Origin of the sequence: Paenibacillus glycanilyticus, assembly GCF_051200795.1 — a bacterium.
GTDB lineage: Bacteria > Bacillota > Bacilli > Paenibacillales > Paenibacillaceae > Pristimantibacillus > Pristimantibacillus glycanilyticus.
The window spans coordinates 4,622,679-4,646,680 of sequence record NZ_CP195155.1; the positions used below are offsets into that span (position 1 = coordinate 4,622,679).

General features: G+C 47.0%; 15 protein-coding genes and 2 pseudogenes. 4 read left to right on the forward strand and 13 right to left on the reverse strand.

The features are described 5' to 3' along the window. Nucleotides 1-73: 73 nt before the first annotated feature. Nucleotides 74-2,344, forward strand: coding sequence for a beta-L-arabinofuranosidase domain-containing protein (locus tag ACR9FF_RS20980; RefSeq protein WP_435164439.1), 2,271 nt, complete (start codon nt 74-76; stop codon nt 2,342-2,344). Between the two features lie 68 nt (nt 2,345-2,412). On the opposite strand, the gene ACR9FF_RS20985 is transcribed toward ACR9FF_RS20980, so the two are convergent. The 7 genes from ACR9FF_RS20985 to ACR9FF_RS21015 form a co-directional block, all read right to left on the reverse strand. Next, entirely contained in the window at nt 2,413-7,338 is a 4,926-nt protein-coding gene (locus ACR9FF_RS20985) for an Ig-like domain-containing protein (RefSeq protein ID WP_435164441.1), read from the reverse strand. A gap of 61 nt (nt 7,339-7,399) precedes the next feature. Further along, the gene (locus tag ACR9FF_RS20990; protein WP_236013215.1) at nt 7,400-8,137 is read right to left on the reverse strand and encodes a carbohydrate ABC transporter permease; all 738 of its coding nucleotides are present in this window, start codon (nt 8,135-8,137) and stop codon (nt 7,400-7,402) included. A 91-nt stretch (nt 8,138-8,228) separates the two neighbouring features. Beyond that, a complete protein-coding gene (locus tag ACR9FF_RS20995) occupies nt 8,229-9,113 on the reverse strand; it encodes a carbohydrate ABC transporter permease (protein ID WP_317980195.1) in 885 nt (294 codons plus the stop codon). Between the two features lie 78 nt (nt 9,114-9,191). Continuing rightward, on the reverse strand, nt 9,192-10,565 hold the full coding sequence (locus tag ACR9FF_RS21000) for an ABC transporter substrate-binding protein (RefSeq protein ID WP_435164443.1): 1,374 nt from the start codon (nt 10,563-10,565) through the stop codon (nt 9,192-9,194). 204 nt (nt 10,566-10,769) lie between these two features. Beyond that, the gene (locus ACR9FF_RS21005) at nt 10,770-12,371 is read right to left on the reverse strand and encodes a response regulator (protein WP_435164445.1); all 1,602 of its coding nucleotides are present in this window, start codon (nt 12,369-12,371) and stop codon (nt 10,770-10,772) included. 74 nt (nt 12,372-12,445) lie between these two features. Then, the gene (locus tag ACR9FF_RS21010) at nt 12,446-14,242 is read right to left on the reverse strand and encodes a cache domain-containing sensor histidine kinase (protein ID WP_435164447.1); all 1,797 of its coding nucleotides are present in this window, start codon (nt 14,240-14,242) and stop codon (nt 12,446-12,448) included. 164 nt (nt 14,243-14,406) lie between these two features. Further along, nucleotides 14,407-15,477, reverse strand: a complete 1,071-nt coding sequence (locus ACR9FF_RS21015; protein WP_435164449.1) for an alpha/beta hydrolase — start codon at nt 15,475-15,477, stop codon at nt 14,407-14,409. A gap of 309 nt (nt 15,478-15,786) precedes the next feature. On the opposite strand from ACR9FF_RS21015, the gene ACR9FF_RS21020 reads away from it, so the two are divergent. Next, the gene (locus ACR9FF_RS21020) at nt 15,787-16,548 is read left to right on the forward strand and encodes an SDR family oxidoreductase (protein WP_435164451.1); all 762 of its coding nucleotides are present in this window, start codon (nt 15,787-15,789) and stop codon (nt 16,546-16,548) included. A gap of 53 nt (nt 16,549-16,601) precedes the next feature. Here ACR9FF_RS21020 and ACR9FF_RS21025 read toward each other — a convergent pair. Further along, nucleotides 16,602-16,717, reverse strand: a pseudogene (locus tag ACR9FF_RS21025) (sigma factor-like helix-turn-helix DNA-binding protein); the annotation flags it as partial. A 186-nt stretch (nt 16,718-16,903) separates the two neighbouring features. Continuing rightward, nucleotides 16,904-17,728 carry a sugar phosphate isomerase/epimerase family protein gene (locus tag ACR9FF_RS21030; RefSeq protein ID WP_435164453.1) on the reverse strand — a complete coding sequence of 275 codons (825 nt, stop codon included), beginning with the start codon at nt 17,726-17,728 and terminating at the stop codon, nt 16,904-16,906. 53 nt (nt 17,729-17,781) lie between these two features. Between ACR9FF_RS21030 and ACR9FF_RS21035 the strand changes: the two genes are divergently transcribed. Next, nucleotides 17,782-18,564, forward strand: a complete 783-nt coding sequence (locus ACR9FF_RS21035; protein ID WP_435164455.1) for an AraC family transcriptional regulator — start codon at nt 17,782-17,784, stop codon at nt 18,562-18,564. An 85-nt stretch (nt 18,565-18,649) separates the two neighbouring features. Here ACR9FF_RS21035 and ACR9FF_RS21040 read toward each other — a convergent pair whose 3' ends face one another. From ACR9FF_RS21040 to sigK, 3 genes are all read right to left on the reverse strand, one after another. Next, nucleotides 18,650-20,029, reverse strand: a complete 1,380-nt coding sequence (locus ACR9FF_RS21040; protein WP_435164457.1) for an ABC transporter substrate-binding protein — start codon at nt 20,027-20,029, stop codon at nt 18,650-18,652. 291 nt (nt 20,030-20,320) lie between these two features. Then, nucleotides 20,321-21,061, reverse strand: a complete 741-nt coding sequence (locus ACR9FF_RS21045) for an S-layer homology domain-containing protein (protein ID WP_435164459.1) — start codon at nt 21,059-21,061, stop codon at nt 20,321-20,323. Between the two features lie 455 nt (nt 21,062-21,516). Continuing rightward, nucleotides 21,517-22,098, reverse strand: a complete 582-nt coding sequence (gene sigK, locus ACR9FF_RS21050; RefSeq protein ID WP_435164461.1) for an RNA polymerase sporulation sigma factor SigK — start codon at nt 22,096-22,098, stop codon at nt 21,517-21,519. A 76-nt stretch (nt 22,099-22,174) separates the two neighbouring features. Between sigK and ACR9FF_RS21055 the strand changes: the two are divergent. Beyond that, nucleotides 22,175-22,329: pseudogene (locus ACR9FF_RS21055) on the forward strand (aldo/keto reductase); the annotation flags it as partial. Nucleotides 22,330-22,494: 165 nt separating this feature from the next. Here the strand turns inward: ACR9FF_RS21055 and ACR9FF_RS21060 are convergent. After that, nucleotides 22,495-23,895 carry an LAGLIDADG family homing endonuclease gene (locus ACR9FF_RS21060; RefSeq protein ID WP_435164463.1) on the reverse strand — a complete coding sequence of 467 codons (1,401 nt, stop codon included), beginning with the start codon at nt 23,893-23,895 and terminating at the stop codon, nt 22,495-22,497. Nucleotides 23,896-24,002: the final 107 nt, after the last annotated feature.

The following is a 24,002-nucleotide window of genomic DNA, read 5'->3' on the forward strand; positions in this document are numbered from 1 at the left end:
CAAACCTTACGCCATTTACCGGGACCGCCTGCTAGTAATAAGCTTTTATCATATTCGCGAGAGGATGATGTTCATGAAGGCATTAACAGGCAGTACGGCTTTGAACCATTTTGAGCTGAACCGGGTGAAGTTGTACAGTGAATACCAAACGAACGCCTTTCAGAAAGAATTGGATTATTTGCGCAGCTATGACGTGGACCGGCTGATTGCCGGATTCAGGGAGACTAGCGGCCTGCAGCCAAAAGCAAACAAGTATCCCGGCTGGGAGAATACCGAAATCCGCGGGCATACGTTAGGTCATTACTTAACGGCCGTATCCCAAGCCTATGCTCAAACGCAGGATTCCGAGCTGCTGGATAAACTGAAATACCTGGTTGCGGAGCTGGCTGAAGCTCAGCAGGAGAGCGGTTATTTATCCGCTTTTCCCGAGACGTTGTTTGACAATGTGGAGAACCGAAAGCCGGCGTGGGTACCTTGGTATACCATGCACAAAATCATTGCCGGGCTAGTTGCCATCTATCAAGCGACCAAGCTGCAGCAGGCTTATGAGGTCGTGAGCCGCTTAGGCGATTGGGTCGCGGACCGTGCCTGTTCCTGGTCGGAGGAGCTTCAGGCTACCGTTCTGGCGGTCGAATACGGCGGCATGAACGACTGCATGTATGATCTGTACAAGCTCACCGGCAACAGCCTTCATCTGGAGGCCGCTCACAAGTTTGACGAGATCAGCTTGTTTGAAGCGCTTCGGGAAGGAAAGGATGTACTCAAAGGCAAGCATGCCAATACCATGATTCCGAAGTTTATCGGTGCCTTGAACCGTTATTTAACGCTTGGCGAAAGCGAACGCAGCTACCTGGAAGCGGCGGTTAACTTCTGGGATACGGTCGTCTATCATCACAGCTATATCACTGGCGGCAACAGCGAATGCGAGCATTTCGGAGAACCGGATATTCTGGACAGCAAGCGCTCGGACGTAACCTGCGAAACCTGTAACAGCTATAATATGCTGAAGCTGACGAAAGAGCTGTTCAAGCTCACGCAAAACAGCAAATACGCCGATTTTTACGAAAAAACGTATATAAATGCCATCCTTTCTTCGCAAAATCCGGAGACCGGCATGACGATGTATTTCCAGCCGATGGCCACCGGTTACTTCAAAGTTTACAGCTCGCCCTTTGAGCACTTTTGGTGTTGTACGGGTACGGGAATGGAGAGCTTTACCAAGCTGAATGACAGTATCTACTTCCATTTGGACCATAATCTTTATGTCAATCAATTCTACAGCAGCAGACTGGATTGGACGGAGCAGCAAACTGTTGTCACGCAGACGACTTCGCTGCCGCATAGTGACCTTGTCCATTTGACGGTAAGCACAGGCACTCCGAAACGGCTTGCTATTCATATTCGTATCCCTCATTGGGCTGCTGGAGAAGTCGAGCTCGTGCTTAATGGAGAAGCCGTTATTGCTTCTGTTCAGCAGCAGTATGTCGTTCTTGACCGGATCTGGAAGGATGGGGATACAATAGAAGCTCGTATCCCCATGAAGGTTACTTTCTCGTCTCTGCCGGATGCTCCTCATGTCATTGGCCTGCAATACGGTCCTGTCGTTCTAAGCGCAGCGCTTGGCAAGGAAGATATGGTGGAATCAAGAACCGGGGTTATCGTTAACATCGCGACAAGAAGGATCGCTGTGAAGGATTATCTCGTACCCCAAGGAATGAACGTGAAGGAATGGCTCGGCCGCTTCGACAAGCATGTCGTCCGTCTCGGGAATGATCTGGCCTTCTCGCTGAGAAACACCGATATGGATGAGCGGTTGATCTTTACTCCCCACTATCTGCAGCACCAGGAAAGATACGGCATTTATTGGAGCCTCCTGGATCATGAATCCGAGGAATTGCGGCAGCATACGGAGGCCGTGGACCGGGAACGCAGGTTAAGAGAGGCAACAATTGATTCCGTGCAGGTTGGTAATGATCAATATGAATTGGAGCATCAGGTTGAGGGCGAGCGCACGCATGGCGGTACGTGGGAAGGATTAAACGGAAGGATGGCGGAGGCCGGAGGATGGTTCAGCTACCGGATGAAGATCGAGCCGGACGCAGCGTTAGCGATTACCTTTAACCGAATGCATACGAACAGAAGCTTTGATATCTACATCGACGATGAGCTGCTGGCAACCGAGAGCTTCCCTGACGTATGGAAGAGAAGCTTCTATGAAAGGCTGTTTGAGCTTCCCGATGCTTTAACAGCCGGCAAAACATCCGTAACCGTTAAGTTTGTGCCGAACGAGAAAATAAACGGCATTTATGGCGTCCTAAGGACAATCAAACATTCGGCTGATTAAAAATAATGACAAAGCAGCGTGAAGGGCTATCTCCCGATCCGATTGGATTCGAGAGATAGCCCTTTCGACTACCTACCCGTTATAAGGATTGCATCCCGAAGTAAATAGTCTGCCGCTTCTTCAGCGATATGCTTCCCGCGCTGCGCTTTCACTTCGTTGATAAACGCCTCAAGCTGGCCAGCCTCCAGCTTTTTCAGCAAGCTGTTGGAAATACCGTGCGAATCGATCGACCCGTTGTCCGCAAAAACTCTCACTAGCTCCTTAAGGGTTTCCTGATCGACATCAATCGTGAAAGTGATCGTTTGCGTGGCGGTATTCCCCGCCAAATCGGTTGAAGTTACGGCAAGCGCGTGTGAACCCGGAGCCAGCGTATACAGCGGCACTGGCGAACCCGGCACATAAGGATTCGCATCCAGCGTGACCGTCGTCTTGCTGTCGTCAACTCCTGACAGATTGTCGGTTAAGGCAACCTGTACCGAGAACTCGCCGGCATTGCCGAGCGTACTTCCGTCTGTAAGTCCGATTACGGTGATCGTCGGCGCGGCGGAATCAATCATCACCACGCTAGAGCCGCTCACCCCGGACCCGTCGATTGCGGTGGCCGTTACCCGGACTTTACCATCAGCGACTGCCGAAAGCAGGCCGGTACCGTCGATCGTCGCAGCGCCGGTCGCAGTGCCGTCAAGTCCGGAGACCGTCCATGTGACGCTTCGATCGGTTGCGTTGTCCGGTTTCACGGCTGCGGTCATCCGCAGCGTGCCGCCGATCTGATTGATGACGGACGTGCCGTTCTCCCCGCTGACGGTAATTTCCGTTACGGGAACGGCCAGTTGAAGCGCTTTGAATGCGTTACGCAGCGCGTAATAGGAATTGTCAGCTGCCTCCTGCCCGATTCCGCTATTCGCAACGGCAGCCTGAGCTTCGCTTAAAGCGCTTGCAAAAGCGTTCCATGAATCGATGGTATAAAGCGTATCATCCAGGTTGTTGACAGTCCCTATGAAGGAGGTCAGCAGCGTTTTGTCGACCGCCACAGGGGTAATAGGGTTCGCGGAACCGCCGCGGCCGGCTTTGACCTCGTTAAAGTAAGCTTCTACTTTCGAAATTTCTTCAGCCGTCAGCACCCTGTCGTAGATCAGAATCTGTGCGACTCTGCCCATGAAGCGGAAAGGAGTTGCGGCCGCCATCGAGTAGCCTACGCCTAGATCCGATTTGTTCCCTTTAAGCGCCTTCGCATTGGTTCCAGGGGTACCGATGACGTTGTTATTCACGTAAACGGCTCTATTCGTTCCGTCTAACTGAGCGCGAACGCTGACCAGGCCGTCCGTGGCAGTTGTCGCTATTTGCTGCCCGCCGCCCGATACGCTTCCATCCGCGTTACCAAAGCGGATGTTCACTCTGTTTGTTCCCACGCCGAGATTAATGCCGCTCCAGCCGTCGTTGGCAGCCCATGTTTGGTAAGCTTCATTCAATCCGAAATAAACAAGGCCGTTTTGGTCGCTGGAGTTGTTGGCTGTGGTTGTTGGTCTAACAAGCGTGTAGATCGTCATCTGCGTGCTGCCGTTATAATCTTTAAAGCCCGCAGCCTTCAGCGGCCTCGAGTTCGCGGCAAAATCTACATAATCGTATACATCGTTCTTTAATGTAGGGTTACCGGTTGGTGTTCCAAGATTATCTCCGCCGCTGCCGGGAACGTTCGCCGGGACAAGCTTCGCCGGGACGCTTCCCATATTTGTCCAACCGGTTACGTTGCCGCTGCTGTCTTTTTCTACGCCTTCATCGGCTTTTAGCCATAAGTCAAGACCGTTTCTAGGAATATCGGCAGGCGTCTTATCGCTCACCACGACGCGAGCGTGCGACTGACTCAGTACTTCGCCGTCTGCCGCCAGTACGTATATAATGTACGGACCAGGCAGCATTGGCGCGGTCATCGCGAGCATATCGCCCGAAGCTACGGTTTCATCGTCGCCTCCATCGAAATGTCCGCCGCTCGACGAGGAAATCCATATCTTTTTAGTCGAGTCGTCCAAATCGATAGCAAATCTCACTTGCCCGCCGGGTGCTACCGACACATCCGCCGGGAGCAGCCTGTTGGCCACCGATACGGACGTGGTAAAGTTGATGGTCATGGAATTCGGTTCGGTCGGCGTGCTGGCGACCAAGGTCCAGCTTCCTTCGGTGGCGATTTTGTACCCGCTCGCCACGGGATTGCCGTTAAGCGTATAGGTGTAGTCTTTGCTCAAAGTCAGTTCAAGAGGCCTTACCGCTGAAACTTCGTAATTTTCCCCATCCGTCACATTGATCGCTGACGCGTTCTGGTCGACGTAAACCGTATACTTGGAAGCGGCCGTATCTCTACCGTCTGCGTATTGGATATAGAGCTTGTATTCACCCGCGGTAGAAGGAGCTTTGATTGACTTTTCGTTGCCCGCAGCTTTCGTCATCGTATTGCCTGCGTTGAAGACTGTTGTGTTCGCAGGCGCGAGCCAGACCGTATCTTGAGCACTTAGCAGGCCTCTGCGGTTCAGCTTCTCGCCTTTACCCATGATGACATTGGAAGCGAGCTCAAACTCGGTATCCGCAATGAGGCTTCTTGGGATCATATGGGTATATTCGTTGGTAAGACCCGAATTCAGAACAATTTCGTTGCCTTTAACCGGCCAAATCCGGGCTTCGCTTTTGTAATTGTCGTAAGTAATCCTAGGAGCGCCATTCTGATTGTTAGTTCCGTCCACGTAACCTCCGACCGCAATCATATCGCTTTTGCGCTTCCAGTTGTTAAATTCGAAGAGACGGCTTTGCCCCGGTGCATGGGAGAGCTTTGACTGTACAACGTTGCCGATCATCTTAATGAATGTGCTGCCTTCGTCGGGATGGAATCCGTTTGTCCAGTTGTTGGAGGTTGTAGGCTTGTCGGTTGGATTCGGATTAAGGAAGTTGTAGTTCATCTCGGTGAAATTCGTCCAGTTGTCGGGATTCCAGTTGCTGTTCTTATCGGTGACGGGGTCGTTGGTCAAATTGTTGACGGTGTCCCATGTCCCTCCGCCCGGCAAATTACCCGGATCGCCTTGGCGTCCCAGTGAGTAAATGGCACCGGAGTCGTTAACGACCGTGCAAATTTCCTCTATCCGGTTATAGTTTATTTTGTTGTTTCTTGAGGTTGTGGAAATGATCGGAGATCTTGCGACGCTTGTTTCATGCGTACCGTGGTAAGGGCCGCCTGTCTTGTTCGTGCCTTGGGCGGTAAAGCCGAACCCGTCGTACTCGTCCCAGCCCCAGCCGATGCTCATCGCGCCGTAAGTGGTGTCGTAAATGTAGTTGTGCAGGACCTGCATATTCGTGGTGTAGAAAGAGGCTAGCGCGTTGGCGCCCGGAAATCCGTAGCAGGTTCTGTACAAGAAGTTATTGGTAATATAAATATTTTCCGGCACGGCTTCCGTACCCGCCGCAAACTTTTCCTTATCAACGCCAGCCCAGTTCCTGATTGGCGTGCCGGAGACGGAAACGCTGGATTCCTGCTTTATCGGCTCATCGTTTTCGTAAATATGCTGCGGATGTCCCACCACAACGCCGGAAGCGAGCGTATCCACGATATAGTTGCCCGTGACCTCGATGTTCCTGGCATCGTTTTCGATATGAATGCCATTAAATCCGGCAAGTCCGATCTCGCCGTTAAGTACCTTAATGTTCCTCGCCGCGTTGATCATGACGACGGCAGGCGGGATGTCATACCCCCGGTAGAACGTCTCATGCCAGTTGATGCTGCTTGGGAAATAAACCTTGTTCACGATTGAGCCTTGAACGGAAGCGTAGCCGCGGGAGCTCGTCGTTACCGGACCGGATCCGTCGCTAAGCGTGTAGGTGCCAGTCAGTTCAAACAGTTTGTAGTCGGTATGGGCAAATGTCAGCCCGTTGAAGGTGATGTTTTTGACGCGTCCGTCATCCGAGCCCTCAATCGGATTCAACCGATCCCCTACCGGGATTCCCCTAATGTCGAGGACCGTCTCAAGCTTTGGAACGACGACGTCGGCGGTATTAATATCTTCGCCGGCCAGCGGGATGTAATAGAGCGTGCTTTCCGCCTGGTCGAAATAGAAATCTCCGCGTTTGTTGAGGAACTCGAAGGCATTGCGGATAACTTGATTGTTGCCCGGATTGTACTGCGTGTTATTGCCTAAGGACTGTGAAATCGCCCCATACGGCATTTGGAACCGGAGCATGACGCCGCCGGGTTTGTTGCTGGCTGCCGGCGCCTGTTCGATCGACGCGAAAGTAACGAAAGGTCTCGCCCATCTGGCGGTGGAGCCGCCCATGCTTTCGGCCTCGATGTTTTGAGGGTTTTTCGTTTGCGTCGTCAGACCTACGCTGGCATCAAATACGATGCCGGCCCGAATATTGCTGCCGTTCTGCCACGCCCAAGGGTTATCGGCTGAGGTAAAGCTGACTGTGGGGGTGCCCGTTACCGTTCTGTTGGCGGAAACGATTTGCGGGCTTGTCGTCATGTTGGCGCGCTTATCGTTTACATAGATCGCGCGCAGCTTATCGCTCCGGTTAAGGGTCGTTTTATACGCCTTCAAACCGCCTGTCTGGGTAAGGCCAAGGGCTTCCGTCCATACGCCCTTCTCCAGCATTTCGCCGCCGCTGATTACCGGCTTCGCACCCGGTGCCGCTTCATAGCGTACCGTGCTGCTTGCGCTGCCGGAATCCTCCTTGGAGAAAACCAGGGTTTCATTTAGCGGATAGTATCCATCCGCGATTTGAACGACGATATCGCCGCCGGTCTTAGGCAGCGTCCTTACGACTTCTTTTGCCTTGGCAATCGTTTTATACGGCTTATCTTTGGTTCCGTCACCTGTGCTGTCATTGCCGTTCGTTGCAACATAGATGGTAGTACCAACCGCACCGTCGGCCGAGACTACCGACCGTGATAAGGGCAGCATGGAAAATACCATTACGAAAGTCATGACCCAAATGAATGCTCTTTTTCTCACTTCCATAAAACCTCCTTGGATGTAAGTAAAATGTGATGCACATGGCCGCCTGAGCGTATGAGCGAGGCTATTTCAGAATAGCCCCGGCGGTCAAAGCATTTTCGATCTTCTCGTTGCCTACCAAATAAACGATAATCATAGGCAAGCTGGATAGCAGCATACTCGCACCGATCAACCCCCAATCCGTAACCCCCACATTGACAAAGAAACCAAGCAATCCCACGGTTAGCGGACGAAATTGATCCTTGGAGGCAATAATAAAAGCTAGCGGGAATTCGTTCCAGATCCGAATGAATATAAGGACGCATTGCGTAACCAATGCCGGCATCACGATTGGAAATATGATTCTTATATATGTCTGATAGACATTCGCTCCGTCTATGCATGCCGCTTCCTCCAGCTCCTTGGGCAACGATCGGAGAAAGGCATAAAGCATAAGTACGCAGGAAGCGATAGCGAAGCCGGAATATGGCAGGATAAGGCCTAAATAGCTGTTTTTGATATGCAGCGCTTTAACCAGCTGGAATAAAGGAATAACAACGACCTCGATCGGGACAATCAATCCCATGGATACATAAAACAACACCGCCGAATTGAACTTCCATTGCATGCGGCTGAGGCAATAGGCCAGCATGCTTCCCGTCGCCAGCGTTATGACAATCGTCCCTGCCGTGTAAATCAGGCTGTTCTCGAAATACGTATAAAAATGATATTTGGACAACGCTTCGCTGAAGTTAAGCCAATCCAAGGAAGACGGTACGCCAAAAGGATTGTCGTACGCTTCGCTTTTGGACTTCAACGACATCGTTACCATCCAGTACAAGGGAAACAGAAACGTGCATCCGACGGCTATCCAAAACACTCGACTTAATACTTTCAGAAAACTCCCCCCTAGCTTAAAACTCTAGTTTTTCCCTAGCTACGTACCTTTGGATGACAAAGGAGATCAAGAGGCATTCCAGAATAAAGATAACGGCGATCGCGGTGCCTTTGCCAAATTCGGAAGTATCGAATGCCGTATAATACATCTGGTAGATGACCGTCCTGGATGTGTCGCCCGGCCCTCCTGCCGTCATGACCCGCACATGCGAGTAGAAGGCCATCGAGCCTAAGGTAGACAGAATAAGTACGTATTTGATGACATTCTGCAGCAAGGGGATCGTTATTCGCAAACAGACTTGAACAAAATTGGCACCGTCGATCAAGGCCGCTTCATAATAGCTTTTGGGTATGGTCTTGATTCCCGTATAAAACAGCATCGCGTTGAGACCAATGTATTGCCACAGGAATGTGACCCCGATGCTGGGCATGACCGTTTTCTTTTCCGTCAGCCAAGAATGCGTCCAGGAGCTCAGCCCCAGAGATTGGAGTATGCTGTTAAACAATCCCCAGTTCGGTTCGTAAAAAGCCAGCCAGATCTGGGCAACCACCGTGACCGACAGGATAGCCGGGAACATCGCCGCCGTCTTGAAAAATCGGCGAAACCTTGGGGTTTGGGCATCCATAAAAAGCGACAGCATCATGGAGAGGGGCAGCCCAAGCAATAAGGAGATGCCTACGATAAGGTACGTATTTTTATGGGCGCTCCAAAAGGAAGGCGAAGCCATCACGTCTTTGTAATTATCCAAACCGACAAATCCCAAATTTCGAAACCCGTCATGCTTATGCAAGCTCATCCAGATCTCCGGCAGCAAGGGGTATACGCAGAATACGGTAAACAGCAGCAAGGCCGGGGAAGCAAATACAAATATGGACATTTTGGTGCTAAAGTACTTGTTCATCGCTCTCTCCACCGTTTAATTTGTGTCTAAATCCCCCCGGGATGAGCCGAAGGGGATTTAGCTGTCAATGCCTCTTTGTTACTTGTTAAACCACGTATTCTCGCTCCAAATCTTGTTCATTGCGGTATTGAAATCTTCGGCAGCGTATTCGCCCGTCAATAAGTTCGCTCCTTGCGTAGAAATTTCGGCAGAGGTTTTCGCATCTATCGAATTAAGAGCAAAAGACGCGATTTTATTCGGGATCGGATTATACCAGTCAACGAACTTCTGCATGAGCGGGCTTCTGTTATTTGCCTGATTGCCCGTCTGCAAGGATATTGGCGCTCCCGAGGATTCGAAGTACAACGCATCCTGCATGGCCAGGAATTCGGCAAGCTTGACGGCCTCTTCCGGATGCTTGGTTTTCCCGTTTACCGCATAGCCGTTAACCGGAGAGCCCCAGAATTGCACGGTCTGCGAAGGATCGTACTTATCGCTTGCGCTTGGGAACGGGAAGAAATCAACCGTTTCGTCTTTTGCCAGATTCGGCAGCTCCCAAGTAAACATCATGAGCATTGCAGCCTTTTTCGACGTAAACATCTCCATCGCCGGACCGTAATCCAGGTTGGCTATGCCGTCTGGGAATACGCCTTCCTTGACCATCGTTTCGATGCGGGCCGCACCTTCCTTGACGGATGGATTGGTAAAGTCCGTTTTGTTGCTGACGAGATCCGCCATTGCCTGCGGGTCCCCGATTTGAATCATTTGCTGCAGCATGAAGAGCTTCGGCCCCCATCCGTCTTTGCCTGGCGTTACGGCCGGAACCATACCTTTACCCTTAAGCGTCTTCGAGGTTTGAATCAGCTCGTCGAACGTGGTCGGCACCTTCACCCCGGCTTCCTCAAACATGTCTTTATGGTAGAAGATCACTGGGGTGAAATACGTATCGGCTCCGGAGGAGAGGCTGTAAATCCCGTTATCGACATGCTTTAACGCATCCGGCACCGCATATTTCTCCAAGAAGCCGTCTTTCGAAATATAAGGGGTCAGATCGAGAATGCTGCCCGTGTTCTTCAGCGGGGTAAAGTAACCCGCATCGCTCCAGAATACGTCCGGCATATCCCCGGAGGAATTCAACGTTTTCAATTTGTTCGCCATATCCTCGCCGCCGCCGCCGGGCTCAAACTCGACTTCAAGATTCGGAAGCGCTGCGGCAATGTTAGGCTTGATGTATTTTTCCATGATGTTATTGCGATTCTCGTCCGTCGTAATCGTGATAACTCTCATCTTGATTTTTTTGCCGTCCGGCGCCGCTGTCTCCTTGTTATCTTCCGTGGTTGTGGTTGCTGCCGGGGCCGACGGATTGTTGGACGGCTGGTTGGAATTTGCGTTGTTCCCGCTTCCGCATGCCGATGAAACCAGTAGAGTGCTTGCCATAAGGACCATGGCCGCTGTCTTTGACTTCGTTACCATTGTTATACCTCCCCTATTTGTCGAAACGGATACCGGTTGAATCCAGCCATTGAAAGCGGTATCAACCTTAACCATGAGCTAATTTTACGAATCTTCCTAAATTTCGTACAGAGAGTATTCTCGGGCTGGCAGTAAAATTAACGGCAAAAAAAAATAGACGATAGAGAAAACTTTCACTCTCGTCTAGCATCTGCGGCAGTTTGGCTATTGGATTTGATTCACATATTTGCTGGGCGTAATTCCCATATATTTTTTGAAGCATTTGCTGAAATAATTGGCGTCGGCGTAACCCACCCGGCTCGCTACGTTTTGGATAACCTTCTCTCCCTGATCAAACAGCTCTTTCGCTTTAATAATCCGTATTTCGGTCAGGTAGTCATTGATTGTAAAGGTCGTTTCCTTTTTGAACACGAAGCAGAGATGATTATAATTCATATGGACGCTTCTGGCGATATCTTCGATTCGCAATTCCTCATTGCCGTAGTGATTCGAAATATACGCCTTAACCTCCTCTATGACTTTGACGGATCTATTGGTTTTGCGGCTATGCACATGGTCCATCGCCTTTAGAATCAGATCGTGTATCCACTCCTCCAATTCTTTGAACGTCTTCATTCGCTGAATATGCTGTATCATGTCGGGCTGCGTCGTATCCCGGAAAACATCCTCAAAGCTTTGCGACGCTTCGGCCAAAAATTCAAGGCAGGTGGAGACGATTTCGATTCCGGCAAGGAGCAGCATTTCCATAGAGGCATTCTGAACGCGGGCATCATGAAAAAATCGGACGAGCCATTCTTCCGTCTCGGTCCTATTTCCGATTCGCATGAGCATCAGCAAGCCGCTTCTCTTCTCCACCGAGTACAATCCGGCCTTCATTCCGGGTTCACCCTTCAGGGAGTGAACGAACACCTTGTTGCCGCCCCATATAAACCGATGCTTCAAGGCGATTATCGCTTCCTTATACGAACTCGGGATGGACTCATACGTATCGCAGCCATTGCCTAAGCCGATCGTAACCGTATAGTCTGTATCGTTCTGTATTTTTAATCGAATCCTTTCGCAAATCGATTCCAGATTGTTGAAGGATTCTTCAGGCGCACCTAGGATCAGAACCAGACGCCCGTCTTGATCCTGACAACTAACGCAGTGAAAAGCGCTTTGCATGCAGCGCTTAGCGATTTCCTGCACCTTCGCTTTATGAATGGTCATACCCTCGTCAAGATGTCCCTCATCGTCTGCATCCAGATCGACGACAACCGTCCGGTAATGCAAGCCTTCCGGCGGTATTCCCATATCTTGCAATCGGTCCTGCTGCGGTCGTGATCTGGAGCTGCCCTGCAGCCAATCATTAAGCACTTGTTCCTTCATGTAAGACAAGCCTTCGCTTGCCTGCTTTCTCAAATCGTCCAATTCAAGCTCGCCCAGACGCTCCGATCGTATCAGGTCCTTAATATTCAGCAAAGAGCTTTGGAGCTCTTCTTCATTAATCGGTTTCAGCACGTAGTTAGAAACCCCCAATTGCACGGCCTGCCTGGCATACGCAAATTCGCTATGACCCGACAACACCAGAAATTTTGTTTTCTGGTCGCGTTCCTTGGCTTTATGTATAAATTCCAATCCATCCATGATCGGCATATTCATATCGACTAACACGACATCCGGCTCTACCTCGGGCATCAGCTCCAGCGCTTCCGCCCCGTTTTTGGCTTCACCCGCTATTTGGAACCCCAGCTCATTCCAGGGCAGCGAGATCTTCAAGGCTTGCCTGAAGTAAAATTCATCATCGACGATAAGCACTTTGTACACATTCCGTTCCTCCTGTTCTATTCCATCCTTAGACATGCGAATAATAGAAAAGAGCCTCATGGATGCGGCAGAAGCTATTGGGGACGAAGCGGCAATACGATAATAATTTTCGTATAAACGCCGGGTTCGCTTTCAACCTGCAGTCCGTATCGGTCCCCGTACAGCATTCGGATCCGATTGGATACGCTTCTGATTCCAAATCCTCCGCCTTCCGCAGGGACACCCGATTCCGCTGTTATCGCCTTCGCTAGATCCTTGTGCATGCCAGCCCCGTTATCATAAATTTCGATTTCGATATGATTGCCAGAGCGCCTCCCCGTGACGCGTACGATTCCTTTTTCCTGTTTGAGCTTCAATCCGTGATAAATGGCATTCTCCACGATGGGCTGCAAGGTCAGCTTCGGTATCGAATAGGTCAAAATGTCATCGTCGATATCCATCGTATACGCCATATATTCCACGTAACGAAGCTGCTGAATTTCCAAATAGCTTTCCGTAAGACGCATCTCTTCACCGATGGATATAATATCGTTGCCTTTGCTTAACGAGATTTTATAGAAATTCGCCATGTATTGGGCGGCCGTTATGGCCTGCTTCCCCAACCCCAGCTTAATAAGAGAAATAATCGTTTCAACCGTATTGTACAGAAAATGGGGCTTCACTTGCGATTGCAGCAATTTAAATTCGATCTCGGCCTTTGTCCTTTGTTTCTCGACGTTCTCGGCCATAAGCGCCTCAATGCGATCCATTAAATTATTGAAGCCCTCGCTTAAATACCCAATCTCGTCCGTTGATTGGTAAGAGCTTCTGACCTGCATCTTTCCGGTCCGGATTTCCCTCATTGTCTTGGCAAGCCGGAAGATTGGGCTGGTGATCGAGCGTGACAATTGGAAGGAGACCATTAATGCCAGCAGCAAGCATGCCGCGCCAATCCCGATTATCAACTGATTGATTTCCTTTCGCTCCGACGTTATCTCATTCATTGGGATAGCGCTTACAATTGTCCATTTCAGCGGTTCGAAGCGATGGGTGAGTATCAGCATTTCTTGACTTCCGCTCCCTTGAGTGAAGCTTGCGTCTTTACCGTCATCGGGGATGCTGATGGAGGCGGCTTCCTTGAAATCCCGGTATAGCATGGCTTTATTCTGCGCGGAAATAATCCGGCCGTCGGCATCTACGATATAAAATTCACCGCCTTTATTTTTCCCTTCCTCGTAAATGGAAGCGATGGTCGTTTCTTTGACGTACAGAAAAATTCGGCCGATCGTTTTTCCGGTATCTTTGTGAATGACCGTTTTGGAAACCGCAAATACGTTGTCATCCCCTTCGTATAGGAATCTGAATTTAATCAACCCCGTCCAAATGGGCAGATAGGTCCGGTCATCCGCTCCGTAACCGTATCCGAATAGACGCGCCGCGTAAGCATTGTCGGCGAATCCAACGTCCACCCAATGCTGATTGGAGGTAAGAATGCTGACGGCCTTGATTTTGGTGTTAGGCTCGACAATGTTGCTGATCGTCTCGGAGAGGGTTTTGTTCATAGAGAGGTTGTTTAAACCTTCAACCGGCTTGATCGCATTGGGCTCGTTATTTAATAAATAATCGTAATAGAGGGCGTTCTGCAATCGATAATCGCTGGCTAGAATTTTGGAGTAATCTTCGATGGAGGACAGCAAGGTTTGAAGATTGTTTTTGATGAGCACAAGCTCCCGGGATGAGTTATTTGTGGCTTTATCGATAATCGCCTTCTGTGAAATCGTGTTGGCAAAAATCGATTGGGTGGAAATAAATACGACAATGATTAAAATATTCGAGATGAATATTTTATTCTTTATGGAAATCCCGCCTATAAACTTCGCGAACCCTTTCATTTCGTCATTACTTCCTTTCTCTTCACTAGGACAATGAATGTGCGGAAAGAACAACCGGGGTACATTCAGAATAACAGAGGTTTAATGAGTGTCAACTTGTAAGGTTGGAATAAACTAAAAAAAGAAAGCCGGCAAATGACCAGCTTTCTCCCGGAACCTTGGTTCTAAAGCGTCTTTCGAATAACATCCGATTCTGCATACTCTTCGCTATTTCCAAATATCAGGCGGCTAAAGTTGTAGGCACCGTTATTCCAAACATTAAAATCGTGAAAACCGTCCTTAATCACAACTTGATAAAAAGGACCAAGATGATTTCCCGCATGTTCTATAAGCCCCTCTATCGATTTCGCGTAGCTCGTAATTGCTACGCCATCGGCATCTCCACAGGTCATATACAGCAGCTGGAGCTTATGATCGGAGGATCCCAGGCTTGCTCCAAGAACGCTGCCTTCACTCGATGTGGGAGCATTCGAGAACGCACCGACATAAGCGAACAAATCTATCATGCCTGGCGCCGGCACCGTCTTATCCAGCCCGTTGTTCCAGGAACTTTCGGTTCCCGTGAATCGCGTCGAGTCGTATCTGTAACCGCCGACAATCAGATTCAGAGCCTGCATTCCACCCATCGAAAGTCCGGCGATCGCTCGATGCGCGCGATTAAATAGGATTCCCTCAGGGGATGTATCCGTTATGTTCGCGTAAGTTTTGTAATTGGATTCTATAAACGGAATCAGATCGTGTCTCAACTCGTAATCGAAGTAATAGAACCCCAGCATATTGGTTCCTTCGGTCGTAAAGGATGCGTCCGTCCAGTCATGGGCGCTTCTTCCGTTGGGGAATACGACGATCAGCGGCTCAATCTCTCCCTTTGCAATGAGATTGTCGAATAAGTTGCAAAGGATAAATCGCTCGTCAACCTGACCGTTGCTGCTTAACCATTCGAATTGACTGCCGCCAACGCCGTGAAGCAAATACATGACATTGTATCTGGTGTCCTTGTCGCTCGAATCATAACCCGCTGGCAGGTAAACATTGCATCTTTTCCAGATGGCATCGCCCGCAACGGTTTCTCTCCCCGCTTCGCTGATGGCGATGTTCTCCTTGGCGACAAGCTGCCGGGATATATTAATATAGCTGCTTGCCTCATAGGAAACCTCTTGAATCGTACCTTGAAGCTCTGACTTCACTGATTTAAAATATTCAGCCGGTACGGCAGTTACATTCCTGTTTCTCATCGTTCATGATCGCCCCTTCGGTCGCTTGGTAATAGGTTAATAGTATCATGACGATAAAGAGCGACGTAACCTTACAAATTATATATTCACTTGCAATTATTTAATTGAGATATGCATCGCGACCGTGATTAACATAGGAGCAATTAAACAACCAAGAGCCGTTCAACCGGCAAAAAAAATTCTTTACCGATCGTTCTCAATAAGTTATGATGAATTCGAGTCTATTGGGAATGATCATTCTAAAAAGACGTCGAATATGGCTAAACTCAATTTGATTCACCAAATAAACGGGAGAAGGAGCAAATTAACATGACTGCAAACCAAATCAATCTCGAAGGGAAAGTCGCTTTCATTACTGGAGGAAACCGGGGCATCGGCCTGGAGACGGCACGCGGATTAGGCAAGCTCGGCGCTCATGTCGTCATCGGTTCGCGCGATGGAGAGAGAGGAAAAGTCGCGGCAGCAGCGCTGCAGGCAGAAGGCATCCAAGCGGAAAGCATGAAATTCGATGTGCTGCTGGCTGACGATCGTCAAGCCGCATATGCTTTCTTTGAACAAAAGTACGGAAAGCTCGATATCCTGATTAACAATGCCGGGGTTCAAAAGGAAGTGGAGCATCTTGTACCCATGAACGAAACCAGCAGCGTAACGCCGGATACCCTGCGTGAAACGTTCGAGGCGAATTTCTTCACCCTGGTTGAACTGACGCAATTGCTTCTTCCGTTGATCCGCAAATCGCCCGCTGGCAGAATCGTCAATTTGTCCAGCGTTCTGGGTTCCCTTGCCCTGCATTCCAATCCGGAAGCCCCGATCTACAACATGAAGGTGTTCGCGTACGACACGTCCAAGGCAGCCGTAAATATGTTTACGATTCATCTGGCGCACGAACTCCGGGATACCCCGATTAAAGTCAACTCTGCTCATCCAGGCTGGGTGAAGACCGAAATCGGCGGGCAATACGCCGAATTAGACCCTGCGGAAGGCAGCAAGACAAGCGTAATGCTGGCTTCGCTGCCTGTTGACGGGCCAACCGGCCAGTTCTTCTTCATGAATAACCAGCTTCCTTGGTAATGTTTTCGCAAAAGGAAACCGCGCGATATATTCGCGCGGTTCTCCTAGGGATTTTATGCCTTACAAAACTCATGGTACAGCTTCATCAAAGCCCGCTTCTCAATCCGTGACACGTAACTGCGGCTATCCCGAGCTCCTTCGCGATCTCCCGCTGCGTCTGCGACTTCCCTAGTGCCCGCCCCCCCCCCTTGCCTTCCAGATTTATTGAATTCATTTAAGTAGCCTTTCTAATTATAGATTTTTCACCTTAGCGATTATAGGGCTTTATTGAAAGTAATTGAAGTCATTTAAATCTAAACCTATCATGAAAGAAATAAAAAAAACCGATCGCAACAAACCGGCTGCCCGTGCATGATTACAACCAGGGTATATTCTGTTCTGCTAATAATAGTTTGATCGCTCTTGAAGCAACAATGAATAATTCCGGCTTGCTAAGCCCTTCCAGTCTCCCAGCGGCCTGCAGATGTGGTTCCAGAGACAGATACCCGCCATATCCTTTTTGCTTCAATACTTGTAAAAGCTGCCTCAACTGTCCGTCTCCTTCACCGGATGGAACAACTGAACCAGTCTCCATGACAGCGTCTTTAATATGAATATATGAGATATATTCATCCAACAAAGGATAGGCTTCAGTTACGGGACTCACCTTACATTGCACGAAATTTGCCGGATCAAAGGCAGCGCGTAAATAAGGTGATGATATGGATTGTAATAAATCCCGGCACCGTTCGCCGTTGTCCCCATAAATATGGCTTTCATTTTCATGTAGTAAAACGATACCTGCTCTCTCCGCCAATTGTACAAGACTTTGCATGCGCGAGAGAACTTCCGAACGGTAGTGATCATGTTCACCGTCAGGAATATAAAACGAAAAAATACGGATATATGAAACCTGAAAAAACGATGCAAGCCATATTGCCCTCCTTGCCTCTTCATGATGCAGATCAAAATTGTCGGTTATTTTAATTTTACCTAATGGAGAGCCTATCGAAGATACCTGAAATCCCCTGTCCTCTAATATTCCTTTTACTTTTACGGCTTCATCATCAGTGAGCTGTAATACATTTTTCCCCCAAACACTTCGCAGCTCTAGATGATGGATTTGTTCCGATTCGAGGACATCCAGCTGAATATCCAATTCTGATGAGATTTCATCAGCAAAGCCTGTTAATGTAATCATAACAATCTCCCTTTGCATGTAATCTATATATGCTATATAGGAGGCGAACCCTATTGGACCTAGAACACCATCCCTATCTTGTTCCTAATATCTTTTTGTTTGTAGATCGAAGATGTTACCCTGATTGGACCATACAAAAGGCTAGAATCAGCTTTCACGATCTCACCTTTGTTATCGAAGGAAAGGCTAATTACTATATTGACGGCAAGAAATTCACCGCTGAAGCAGGAGATCTCGTCTATGTTCCCAGCGGCAGTATTCGGGAAGCTCATACCTTTAAAGATTCTCCTATGCACTCCTATCCTTTTAACTTCTACTGGGCAGATCCTCATAATCATATTCATATGCCTTTTCAGGGGTTGACGAAAAAGGTTATCACGAAAGAGATCCTTAGCTATCTGCGTGAATTTAACCATGTGTGGATGAGCAAGCAGCCTTATTACCATATTCAGGCACGGGCACTATTCGAATTGATCATCCACCGTCTGTTAACCAGCTTTCACCGAAATTTACCAACCTCTTTTGATCCTCGAATAAAGAAGCTTATAGAATATTTAACGGAACATTACTCGGATCATATAACTATTAATGAGATAGCAGAAGGTTTAAGACTGCATCCTGTATACTTCGGAAAGCTATTCAAGCAGAATACCGGGATGTCTTTCAAGGAATATGTCAACCGCATTCGGATCAATAACGCAGAAATGATGCTTTCTTCCGGTGATTTCACCGTTAAGGAAGCCGCAGAGCGCTGCGGCATCCAAGATATCTATTATTTCAGCAAAGTATTTAAAGAAATAAAAGGATATCCTCCATCCGCCGCCAAAATAAAATGATCTTCGTATTTCAACGGCAAAGCAGATGAAAGAGAGAGGTCCCCATTGCTGCAATGGGGACCTGCCCTTGTCGTTCAAAGTGCCGTTACTTCTTCCAGACTTCATCAATAGACGACTGAAATTGCTCTTTGTATTTGTCAATTACCGTGGACACGGATACACCCTTCAGAATTTCATCGACCATTTCATAGTAAGGCATATTCGGATAGCCATCCTTTCCGTCAACCCTATTAATCGTTTCTCCTGCTGTCTTGGCGTTATCGATATCATCTTCATTGTTAAATAACGTCTCCAGCGTGGCCTGCTTCGGATAATCGTAAATGGAATCGATATCATTGATTTTCTCATAGATATAGACCAACTGCTCAGGATGCTCTATTACACTCGGAATGGTCATGTAGTTCGGAATCGTCAAATGCGAGTGATAGGCCACCGCGCTAGGTCCTTTAGGAAATGGCAGGAATCCGATATCCATATCCGGCATATCCTTTTTGAAGCCATCCATCTCGTAATCGCTTCCCGCGTACATCAATGTGTTGCCTTGACGGAAAAACTGCCCGGGTTCCGTCCAGTCTCCGCCTTCAGTAGGTCTAGCGATATTTTCCGTAGCAAGCTTGGAGATGAACTCCAGCGTTTCCTTTGTTTTCGGGTCCTCCAAATTCTGTTTATCACCTGCGACCAGATTGGCGTCATTGGAAGCCAGCGCCTGCACCAGAATATTGGCTGTAGCAACCCCCCATGTATCCAGCTTACCGTTATTGTCCGTATCTTTGTTAGCTTCTTTGGCAGCCTGGATGAAAGTATCCCAGTTCCAGTTATCATCCTTCACATAATCCTGCAGCGGTTTCATGCCTAATTTATTCATCAGAGTACGGTTATAAAAAATACCTGACGATGCGCCGTTAATTCCGGAGCGGAATCCATAGCCTCTGCCCTCATACTGCGAATAATCGTTTGTATATTGCTGAATAAATACCTTGTCATTCTTCGTATATTCGTCTACAGGAGAGAATAGCTCCTGCTTAACAAGTGATGGAATCATCCACGGTCTCGCCATCCGGATAATGTCGCCTATCGGTTCTCCGGCAAGCAGCGAAGCTGTAACCTTGCTGGAGTATTCTGCATAGTCAACTGTGACATATTCAATCTTGAAATTATGCTTTTTCATTAGTTCATCCAGATTCTGCTTTCGCTTGATATTATCCGGATTATCTTCCTTGATGGATTCGTCATACCAGGAAACCCATTTAATCGTTCGACCGCCCATGTCGAAATCCATCTCAGGTGTTCCGGTATCATCCTGAATAGCAGCAGGAGTTGTATCATTGGCTTCCGATTCCGAAGAAGCAGGCGTACTGACGACTCCTGCATTGTTGTTCTTGTTACTGCCGCCGTTGCTGCTGCATCCAGCGGCTAATAACAGAATCAGAATCAACGACATAAGAAGCGAATTCCTTTTCCACATCTAATATCCCCCCTATGATTTGGCTGTCTCTTCTGAAGTACAGCGCTTACATTAAGAAATGTTATCTGCTTTCCGTCAAACAAACCATGGAGAATCTAAACTTGATTTGTAAGTTTCAAACATTAATTCTATAAAGAGAGAAAATACAGACTTGAATCCATAGAAAAGAAAAGCGTAACAAAGGACGTAATTCCAGATTATTTTTCACCCTGTCAAACTCGAATAAGAAATGATAGTTAATTACCTACAAAAAAATGGCAGCCACGATTGGCTGCCATTCCAGTTACTATCTTATTTTGTTCCTGGTATTTGTGGACTTGTTGACGATGGTGATCGTTTTGAATTTGTTTCTGATTCTACATCTGGTTGTGGCGATGGTGCAGGATGTGCCTTGACGTATTCGAGTACATTGTAAATTTGTTCCGCTGCCTCTGCACGAGTGATTTCAGCTTTAGGATGGAAGTTCCCTTGTTCATCTAGTTTCACTACGTTATAAGCAAGCGCTCGCTGGATGGATCCATCATAATCAATGGTTAAATCCTTGTTATCGTTAATCTCGACGGGAACAAGCTTAAGCTTTGGAAGATTATTGTGCGCTTCAATCGTGCTAATAAGCAGGTGAGTGAATTCTTCACGCGTCCATTTCTTATTAGGATCAAGATCCGCCGGCAGTACGACTCCATTAACGCTAGCTGTAATTAAGGCATTCGCATACCATGCATCGTTGTCTGCGTTTTTGAAATAATCTGTTGCTTTAGGTTCTACAAGGAATCTCACTAAATCTAGATTCAGATTAGCGGCATTAACAATAAGCTGAATACCTTGTGCCGCAGTGATGATGTCATTAGGGGCAAATAGGTTGTCCGAAATACCTTGGACTAAGCCTTTTTCTTGTAAGGCAATAATCTTATCCTTTGCAGCAATATCCGTTAGATCCGAGAAAGGATTGGCAGCTGCAAAGCTAGGAACAGCAAAGGTTAATGATAATGCGGTAACCGTGGAAAGAATAATCGTTTTGGTTTTTGTTTTCATTTCTTTCACCCCGTGAGTTTTTAGTTTTTAAGATTTAAACCTATTAATTGTTTTCTGATTGACCAGGCTTCCTCATAACCTGAATCCACCCTTACATTAGTAATACAATCGAAGAGCCTATTATTTTTCACACTGAAAAAATTTGTGACATTAAAAGAAAACATTGTTCATTGTTCTTCCTATCTGTATGTTCGTCTACCGATAGGGCAACCTTCCACGGTAATGGGATTTATGTCACAAGTGTTTTTGCTAGTTTAGAAAAACCGGCTTTAAGATCGAATGTTGTAGCTTGTACATGTTTTATCACCTTCCCGTACTCTCCCAGCAGGGGAAAATACCATATAAACAAAAAGCCATCCCCCATTGAGAAGATGGCTTAAAATAAAGATCATTATGTTCCGTTAGAATAGCGGAATTATTCCCTGCCTATTTTCAAAGCTCAACAATACTCCGATTCACTTCTTCGCCTTATAAAACTCATGATACAGCTTCATAAGCGCCCTCTTCTCAATCCTCGACACATAGCTACGGCTGATCCCAAGCTCCTTCGCGATTTCCCGCTGTGTACGCTCATCCCCACCATGATCCAGGCCAAACCGGCCACGGATCACTTCCTGCTCCCGCTCGTCGAGGATATCGAGATTGCGGTAGATCTTGCTTTTCTCAATTTTTAGCTGTACCCGATCCACGACATCATCGGCTTCCGTGCCGAGGATGTCGATCAGCGTAATCTCATTTCCCTCTTTGTCCGTACCTATCGGGTCATGCAAGGATACGTCCTTGCGCGTTTTCTTCAGCGAACGCAAATGCATAAGTATCTCATTCTCAATACAACGAGCAGCGAATGTCGCCAGCTTCGTTCCTTTGCCAGTCTGAAAGCTCTCGATCGCTTTAATCAGTCCGATCGTTCCGATCGAGATCAGATCCTCGAGATCTTCTCCGGTGTTATCGAATTTTTTGACATTGTGAACACGAAGCGATGTAATTGTATGATGATATGTAGATTGGCACTTGCGTTCACTTAAGAAAACACGCAAGGATGTATCTTTGCATGACCCGATTGGTACGGACAAAGAATATGCAAAGCCTTTACAAGCTTATGTAACGAATAAAGGTGAAAAGCCATCGTATGTAACAATAGCTTGGATACTTTCCAATCCTGCTGTGACAGCTCCAATTATTGGACCGCGGACAATGGAACACATTCATAGAAACTCGATCGTATATTCGGAGGTCCTGGCGGAGCAACTCCCGAGGCATACGCTTGGAAAATCGGCTTTAATTATTGGTACTGCCTTTCATCGTGTTACATGTCTCGAAGACTTTCTCTGTATGCTAAAGTGTCGTTAAACAATGTGAATAGAAAACAAGATAAGACGGTAACACCTAATTAAATACCGTCTCATCCCAGCACAGATAATACATATATTTTGTTAATAAATAATTCCATTGGAATCAACTAGCGCTTGCGCTTCCTCTAAATCAGCTTTGTATACATTCAAAGGTACGGGACTTTCATATGGTATTATTTTAGTAATAAGTTCCCAATCATATAGATCTGTTGTACTTAGTTCCTCCCACTTTCTCCAGAAGGGATCATTCATAATATCTAATCCAAGGTTTAAAATACTCCTCGCAGTATTTTTTGTTATTGCCGAATTATCATGCTTAACTCTGTATAAAATCTGATACAAAGACCTCTTATCCCTAATAATCTGTTCTTCTGTAGTTGTTCTAAATAATGGGGTTCCCTTTCTTGATTTCAATCTTGGAGAACCAATTACTGCTCTTAATTCACTTAATCGACTATCCGAAAGCTTTGGTGTATATTTATTCCGATCATGAGTTTCTTTCGGAATAAATTCTTTTAGTGCCTCCCATTTCTTGATTAAAGGTAATTTTCCTTTCATTTTCAATAGACTCTCTTGGGTAAATGTTATGTAATAACAATCTTTTCCTTTAGGAGTCTTTGAATAAGTAATTGTCGCGGTTAAATTCAAAGAACCTGCTAATCTAATAATATTATTCGCCAATTCTTCTGAAATTGTTGTGTAGTTAACTCCAATCTGTTCTTTTTGGTAATTTTTCATGATCGATCCATCAGTATCAATAAGACCTGCCAAGAGACCCCATCGATAAGAATCAGATGTTTCCGTCCAATAATAAGGCAATCTTTTATTAATTGCCCCTTGTCCTGTTCCAATATTATCTTTCAAATAACGTGCAAACTGATCAGAGTGCCAAGTATGTTTTTCTGAATAAGATTCCTTGCCTTCATATTCATGAACATTTGGAACACATGAAATATGTAATTTCTCCTTTTTTAAATACCTGTCTATTATTTCTTTAACTTTACTAGGGATAACGCTATCTTCGCTAGCCAAACAAATCGCATGTTTAACTTCAGTATCTGATACCCAACCATCACCAATATAAACCCCATTTAAGTACCCAAAATGGCTATCCAAGGGAATTTCATCTATAAAATCATATTTCTGTTTTTGCTTTTTCTCCGATAATTTCGGAAGATTAATATGGGATTTGCACCCAATAGTTTCTTGTCTTAATCTAAGTATGGTATCCCCCTGTTTAGGTTTCCTTCTTAATAGGTTAAGATCCTCATCAATTACTAAGATGGGTTGATCAGAGGGAATAATCAATTTACGTGAGGTATTTGTAATTATTTCAGTGAGAGTTGATGAAGGAGTAGTTGAATAAAATGTTACATTATCATAAGATAGCCGACCATTAAAATATGTTAGTAAATTAGAGGAGGTACGGTCTATAAATGTGAGTCCATTATCACATCGTACTAAAGAGTTAAAATAGTTCATGCTAAGATTCTCCTCAATTAGATTTCACAAAAACTACCTCTATTTGTTCTTCCAAAAATGTAAAGCTGCCCGTTAGCGTAATAATTTCAGCCCTTATGGGTTCTATA